Below are 6,757 nucleotides of genomic sequence, written 5' to 3'. Positions count from 1 at the left end.
CCGGTGACCATGTTGCGGGTGTACTGGATGTGGCCGGGGGTGTCGGCGATGATGAACTTCCGCGTCGGCGTCGCGAAGTAGCGGTAGGCCACGTCGATGGTGATGCCCTGCTCGCGCTCCGAGCGCAGGCCGTCGGTGAGCAGCGCCAGGTCGGTGTAGTCGTAGCCCTTGGACTGGCTGGTGGCCTCCACGGCCTCGAGCTGGTCCTCGAAGATCGACTTGGAGTCCAGCAGCAGCCGCCCGATCAGGGTGGACTTGCCGTCGTCGACCGAGCCGGCGGTGGCGAAACGAAGCAGATCCATCAGAAGTAGCCTTCCTTCTTCCGGTCCTCCATGGCTGCCTCGGAGAACTTGTCGTCACCGCGGGTCGCGCCGCGCTCGGTGACCCGGGCGATCGCGATCTCGTCGATGATCCGCTCGATGGTGTCGGCCTCGGACTCCACGGCGCCGGTCAGCGTCAGGTCGCCCACGGTGCGGAAGCGGACGGTCTTCTCGATGACCGTCTCGCCCTCGCGGCAGGGGTTGAACTCCGACTCGGTCATCCACATGCCGCCGCGGTCGAAGACCCGGCGGGTGTGGGCGAAGTAGATGGTGGGGATCTCGATGCGCTCGCGGCCGATGTAGTGCCACACGTCGAGCTCGGTCCAGTTCGACAGCGGGAAGATCCGCATGTGCTCGCCCTCGTGGATCTTGCCGTTGTAGAGGCTCCACAGCTCGGGGCGCTGGTTCTTCGGGTCCCACTGGCCGAACTCGTCGCGGTGGGAGTAGACGCGCTCCTTGGCGCGGGCCTTCTCCTCGTCGCGGCGACCGCCGCCGAAGGCAGCGGTGAAGCCGTGCCGCTCGAGGGCCTCCAGCAGGGTGCCGGTCTGCAGCCGGTTGCGGCTGGTCTTGCCGTCGTCGATGACGATGCCGTCGCGGATGGCGTCCTCCACGCTGGCCACGATCAGCTGCAGCCCGAGCCGGGCCACCCAGGAGTCACGGCAGGCCAACACCTCGGGGAAGTCGTAGCCGGTGTCGATCTGGAGCACCGGGAACGGGATCTTCGCCGGGTAGAACGCCTTCTCGGCCAGCCGCAGCATGCAGATGGAGTCCTTGCCGCCCGAGAACATCAGCACGGGCTTCTCGAACTCCGCCGCGACCTCGCGGAAGATGTGGATCGACTCCGCCTCCAGCTGGTCGAGCTGGCTCATCTGGTAGTCGACGTGCGTGGGTGGTGCACTCATGCGGTGTACGGGCCTCTCGTCGGGACAGCGTCGACCATGCTATCGGGGCCGAGGGTGGCCCGCTGAATCGCCGGGCGGCACGACTGGTAGACCTGAAGTGTGTATCCGTCGGCAGGACCCGGGTGAGCGGCAGGGATCGAAGAGGCTCATCAGCCTCGTGACGGGCACGGTGGCGGCGTTGCTGCTGTCCATGTCCGGGGCAGCGGTGGCCTCCGCACCGACTCTCGCACGGGCGGTGGTGCCGACGCCCCCCGTGGTCACCGCCGTCGCGGCCGGCAACGGCGACTCGCTGATGGTGGGCGAGGACGGCCTGGTCTACGGCACCGGCCTGAATCGTGGGCAGCTGACCGGCACCGCGGACAGCCTCACCCCCGTCCCGCTGACCGGGCTCCCCGCTGACGTCTCGGCCACCGCGGTGGCCGGCGGCTACGCCGGCTTCTCCCTGGTGATCGGCGACGACGGCCTGGTCTACGGCACCGGCGACAACTTCTTCGGCCAGATCACCGGCCCCCGGACCTCGAAGTCGACCCTCACCCCGCTGACCGGGCTCCCCCTCGGCGTCAACGCCACCGAGGTCGCGGCAAGCGAGTACTTCTCGCTGGTGCTCGGCGACGACGGCGTCGCGTACGGCGCCGGCTCCAACGGCACCAGCGCGCTCACCGGGACCCTGGACCCGAAACGCACGCTCAGGCCGATGTCCGGCCTCCCGGCGGGCGTGTCGGCCGTCGCGGTCGCCGCCGGTGGCTACCACTCGCTGGTGCTCGGCGACGACGGCATCGCCTACGGCACCGGCGACGGCTCCCAGGGCGAGCTCACCGGCACCACCAGCCGGAACACCCTCACCCCGCTGACCGGGCTCCCCGAGGGCGTCTCGGCCACCGCCATCGGCGCCGGTGCAGGCGGCGGCGGCGGCTACTCGCTGGTGCTCGGCGACGACGGGGTCGCCTACGGGACGGGCGCGAACAACAACGGGCAGCTCACCGGTGAGGACGAGAGCCCGAGGACCACCCTCACCCCGCTGGCCGGGCTCCCTGCCGGGGTCCGGGCAGTCGGGGTCGACTCCGGGGTGATGGGGGAGTTCTCCCTGGTGGTCGGGGACGACGGGGTCGTCTACGGCACCGGCAGCAACGGCGACGGGCAGCTCACCGGCGCCCCCGGCCAGCGGAACGAGCTCACCCCGCTCACCGGCCTGGCCCCAGGCGTCCTGGCCACTGCGGTCGCCTGCGGGAACGCCCACACCCTGGTGCTCGGGGACGACGGCCTCGTCTACGGCACCGGCAACAACGAGTCCGGGCAGCTCACCGGGACCGCCACCCCGATCACCACGCTCACCCCACTGGTGTGGAGGATCAGGAACCTCACGGTGCCGACGATCACAGGCTCGCCCGTGGTGGGCAGGACGCTCACCGCACGCGTCGGCACGTGGGAGCCGGCGCCCGGCTCCTACGGCTACCAGTGGTACCGCGACGGGGTGGCCCTCGTCGGCGGCACCGCCAAGACCCACAACGTGGTCGCCAAGGACGTCGGCACGAGGCTCAAGGTCAAGGTCACGGCCAAGCGCGCCGGCTACCAGTCGGCGTCGAAGACCACCGCGGCCACGGCCAAGGTGACCCGCGGCTGACTGACCGGCCGGGCTGACCCGGCGCCGTCGGGAGACGGACGGGCCGACCTGATAGGACAGCCCCGTGGACTGGATGCTGCTGCTCGCGGTGGCCGGGGTTGCCGCGGGTGGGCTCGCCCAGGCGGTCACCGGCCTCGGCTTCGCGCTGGTCGCGGCCCCCGGCCTGATCGCGCTGCTCGGGCCCACGCGCGGCGTCGCGGTCGTGGTGCTGCTCGGCACGCTCGCCTCGGTGGTCCCGCTGCTGGGTCAGTGGCGCGACGTCCAGGTGCGCGACGGGATGGCCCTGCTGGTCCCGACGCTGCTGGCCACCCCGGTTGTCGGGTTCCTCGTCGCCGGGGCTGACACGGCGGTCGTGGCGGCGGCCGCAGGCGTCGGGGTCCTCCTCGGCGTGGCCCTGCTGTGGCGCGGGCTGCGCTGGCGCCGGCTGCACTCGCTGCCGGGGGCGATCGCCGCGGGCATCACCAGCGCCACGCTCAACGTCGTGGGCGGGGTCGGCGGGCCGCCGGTCGCCCTGTACGCCGCCAACGCGGGCTGGTCCCCGCTGCACACCCGGGCGACACTGCAGGCGTTCTTCCTGGTCCAAGGCGTCGTCACCGTCGCCGTGGTCGGGCTGGTCTGGCCGAGCCTGGCGATGGTGCTCGCGCTGGTGGCCGGTGCCCTGGTGGGGATCTGGCTCGCGCCGCGGCTGCCCGCGGAGACCGCGCGGCACGCCGTACTGGCGGTGGCGGCGTTCGGGGGGCTCGGGCTGGTCGTGGGGGCTGTTGTGTAGGGGCGGTGGCTAGCCGCGGTAGATGTCGCGCCGATGGTCGATCCGCAGCACCACCACCTCGTGGAGGGCGTCGTTGATCCGGTACAGGACGCGGTAGGTGCCGCGGCGAGCCGCGTAGATGCCGGCCAGGTCACCACGTAGTGGTCTCCCCACGCGCTGCGGGTTGTCGACCAGGGCGTGGGTCATGAACTCGATGACTGCCGCCGCGACGGCATGGGGGAGGTGCTGCTGGATCGCCCGGACGGCGGGTGGGGTCAGGACGAGCTCGTAGGGCCCGTCGGCCGTCACGCGCGGAGGGCCCGGACGGCGTCGACGCCACGCACCACGTCGCCGCTGACGTAGGCGGCATCGGCTTCGCGGATGTCGGCGAGGGCGTCGGGGTCGCTGAGGATCTCGAGGGTCTCCTCGAGCTGCGCGAGGTCGTCGGGGCTGAGGATGACCGCTGCCGGGCGACCGTTCCGGGTGACCGTCACGCGGTCGTGCTCCTGCTCGACGCGGTCGACGACCTCACTGAAGTGATCGCGGACCTCACGCAACGACTCGGTACTCATGGCCACAATTGTGGCGCGGAGAGGGTGTGGTCGCAAGCGTCCGACGGGTTGGGGTCGCGTGGCTGGTGCCCGTGTGAGGCCCGCCCGACCTCTGCCGATTGGACCCAAACGACAGACATATCGGCAGAATCCATGCCGTTTCGGTCCAATCGTTCGGCCGCGAAACCACGCGACCGCCGTCAGGCGTGGAGCGGGGCGGTACGCCGCGCCCGGATCAGCTGCGACCCAGACCCCGGTAGGTCCAGCCGGCCGCCCGCCAGGCGGCCGGGTCGAGGCAGTTCCGCGCGTCCAGAACCTTGCGCTCGCGCATCAGCGGGGCGAGGGTCGCGGGGTCCATCCCGACGAACTCCTGCCACTCGGTGAGCACGATCACCAGGTCGGCCTGGTCGCAGGCCTCCTCGACGCCGACGGCGTACTGCAGGGTCGGCCACAGCCGGCGGGCGTTGTCGTTGGCCTTGGGGTCGTAGACGATGACGTACGCGCCCATCAGCTGCAGCCGGCCGGCGACGTTGAGCGCGGGGGAGTCGCGGATGTCGTCGGAGAGCGGCTTGAACGCCGCGCCGAGGACGGCCACCCGGGAGCCGACCAGGGGGCGGCCGAGCAGCTCGATCGCCTTCGAGACCGTCTTGGCCCGACGCTGCTCGTTGAGCGCGTCGACCTCGCGCAGGAACGCGAAGGAGTCCGCGACCCCCAGCTCACCGGCGCGCGCGGTGAGCGCGCGGACGTCCTTGGGCAGGCAGCCGCCGCCGTACCCCAGCCCGGCGTTGAGGAACGACCGGCCGATGCGGGCGTCGTGGCCGATCGCGTCGGCCAGCACGGTGATGTCCGCGCCCGCGGCCTCGCAGACGTCGGCCATCGCGTTGATGAAGGAGATCTTGGTGGCCAGGAAGGAGTTCGCCGCCACCTTGACCAGCTCCGCGGTGGGGTAGTCGGTCACGATCACCGGAGTGGCCGGCTGGGCGATCGGGCCGTAGAGCTCCACCAGCGTGGCAGGCGAGGTGTCGTCGCCGTCGGCGCGGCCGATGACGATGCGGTCGGGGCGCAGCGTGTCGTTGACCGCGTGGCCCTCGCGGAGGAACTCCGGGTTCCACACCAGGGTGACCTCGTCGCCGGCCGGGGCCACCTCGCGGAACCGGCGCAGCAGGGCGGCGGCGGTGCCGACCGGGACCGTGGACTTGCCCACCACGAGGGCCGGGCGGGTCAGCAGCTTGCCGAGGGAGTCCACGACGCTGTCGAGCTGCCCCATGTCGGCGGCGAGCTCGCCGGGCCGCTGCGGGGTCGCCACGCACACGAAGTGGACGTCGGCCCAGTCGCCCACGTCGGCGTAGTCGGTGGTGAAACTCAGCCTCCCGGCCGCGACATGGCGGGCCAGCAGCTCGTCCAGGCCCGGCTCGTGGAAGGGCACCTCGCCCCGGTTGAGCAGCTCCACCTTGTCGGGGTCCACGTCCAGGCCGCGCACCTCGTGGCCGATCTCCGCCATGGCGGCGGCGTGCGTGGCGCCGAGGTAGCCGCACCCGATCACGGACACGCGCATGCTGTCCCGCCTTTCCCATGGATGGAGGGCTCAGCCTATCGGGCACGGGCTCAGCCCCCGCAGTCGTGCGGGCAGCCCGGCCGGTCAGGGCGGGTCGTTGCGGAACTGGAACTGCACGCGCACCGACCCGTCGAGCGGGACCACCAGGGTGGTGTTGCCGGGTGCCCACTGGTCCGGGACCAGGAACATCCGGTCCCCGCCGTGGATGAGCAGGCGCAGGTGCCGGTAGCGGTAGTGGAAGGTCTGGCCCTCGGCAGCAGGCAGAGCCGACACCTCGACGCTGGAGTCGCGCAGGTAGAGCTGCTCCTTGGTGTCGAGGATGACGCTGGGCAGGCGGTCGAGATGCCGCGCGTCGTTGCGGGCCACCCCCCGGCCGGTCCACTGCGCGACGGTCGCGGTGGCCCAGAACAGGTTGACCACGATGAAGAGGAACAGCACCACGCCGGCCACCCGGCGCTGGGCGACCGCGGAGCCCTGACGCGGCACGTCCTCCGGATGCAGTCGCCTCCCCATCCACGAGGCGTAGCCGACCAGGACCGACCCGACACTGAGCAGCAACGGGGTGACCAGCTGGTACGCCGCCCAGTCGCGGACCAGCGCGTACCCGACGACCAGCGCGACGCCGACCCCGACCAGGGTCCAGCCCGCACGCAGCGTCCACCGGGCGGTGCGGTCGTAGCGCTCGAGCAGGGGCTGCCGGCCCTCTCCTGAGGTGGCGGCCGTGATCCCGCGGTCGACGGTCGCGTGCAGCGCGAGCCCGCCGACCGCGACCAGGGTGAGCACGAGAAGCGGGAAGAGCAGGGGCTGAGGGCTGCGCATGACGTAGTCGCGGGTGCTGAGCCCGATAGTGTCGACGTCGATCCCGAAGTACTCGTACTGCGTGCGCGAGGAGACGTAGCCGAAGTAGAAGAGCAGCGCGCTGAGCGCGGTGGCCGGCGCGATGATCGTGGTGCCGACGCTGACCCAGCGCTCCAGCGGCCAGCCGCCCTGCTCCTCGGCCATCGGCGGCTCAGCCTCCGGTCGAGTCGCTGCTGGGGGAGTCGCTCGGCGACTCCGTGGG

The 6,757-nt window shown here is 71.8% G+C and carries 8 protein-coding genes; 2 read left to right on the top strand and 6 right to left on the bottom strand.

Annotated features, from left to right (window positions below; genetic code table 11):
* Together PLP61_RS11690 and cysD are read right to left on the bottom strand one after the other, a co-directional pair.
* The coding region (locus tag PLP61_RS11690) for a GTP-binding protein (protein WP_502889038.1) at positions 1-302 on the bottom strand (302 nt) is incomplete at its 3' end.
* The gene (gene cysD, locus PLP61_RS11685; protein WP_324502892.1) at positions 302-1,222 is read right to left on the bottom strand and encodes a sulfate adenylyltransferase subunit CysD; all 921 of its coding nucleotides are present in this window, start codon (positions 1,220-1,222) and stop codon (positions 302-304) included. The genes PLP61_RS11690 and cysD, both read right to left, overlap by 1 nt.
* Before the next feature lie 157 nt (positions 1,223-1,379).
* Here cysD and PLP61_RS11680 point away from each other — a divergent pair, with 157 nt between their 5' ends.
* Both PLP61_RS11680 and PLP61_RS11675 read left to right on the top strand, forming a co-directional pair.
* Positions 1,380-2,843 carry an RCC1 domain-containing protein gene (locus PLP61_RS11680; RefSeq protein ID WP_324502891.1) on the top strand — a complete coding sequence of 488 codons (1,464 nt, stop codon included), beginning with the start codon at positions 1,380-1,382 and terminating at the stop codon, positions 2,841-2,843.
* A gap of 73 nt (positions 2,844-2,916) precedes the next feature.
* A complete protein-coding gene (locus PLP61_RS11675) occupies positions 2,917-3,612 on the top strand; it encodes a TSUP family transporter (RefSeq protein ID WP_324502893.1) in 696 nt (231 codons plus the stop codon).
* A gap of 9 nt (positions 3,613-3,621) precedes the next feature.
* Here PLP61_RS11675 and PLP61_RS11670 read toward each other — a convergent pair whose 3' ends face one another.
* The 4 genes from PLP61_RS11670 to PLP61_RS11655 form a co-directional block, all read right to left on the bottom strand.
* Positions 3,622-3,900 (bottom strand): type II toxin-antitoxin system RelE family toxin, encoded by a 279-nt coding sequence (locus tag PLP61_RS11670; protein ID WP_324502890.1) that lies wholly within the window; start codon positions 3,898-3,900, stop codon positions 3,622-3,624.
* Positions 3,897-4,163, bottom strand: a complete 267-nt coding sequence (locus PLP61_RS11665) for a type II toxin-antitoxin system Phd/YefM family antitoxin (RefSeq protein WP_324502889.1) — start codon at positions 4,161-4,163, stop codon at positions 3,897-3,899. Before PLP61_RS11665 ends, PLP61_RS11670 begins: the two co-directional genes overlap by 4 nt.
* 214 nt (positions 4,164-4,377) lie before the next feature.
* Complete coding sequence (locus PLP61_RS11660) at positions 4,378-5,697, bottom strand: UDP-glucose dehydrogenase family protein (protein ID WP_324502888.1); 1,320 nt, start codon at positions 5,695-5,697, stop codon at positions 4,378-4,380.
* 84 nt (positions 5,698-5,781) lie between these two features.
* Positions 5,782-6,699 carry a hypothetical protein gene (locus PLP61_RS11655; protein WP_324502887.1) on the bottom strand — a complete coding sequence of 306 codons (918 nt, stop codon included), beginning with the start codon at positions 6,697-6,699 and terminating at the stop codon, positions 5,782-5,784.
* Between the last annotated feature and the right edge of the window lie 58 nt (positions 6,700-6,757).

The sequence above is a fragment of the Nocardioides sp. genome (assembly GCF_035429765.1).
Taxonomy (GTDB): domain Bacteria; phylum Actinomycetota; class Actinomycetes; order Propionibacteriales; family Nocardioidaceae; genus Nocardioides.
The sequence above is the reverse complement of the archived record's forward strand: the minus strand, read 5'-3'. Positions and strand labels throughout refer to the sequence as shown.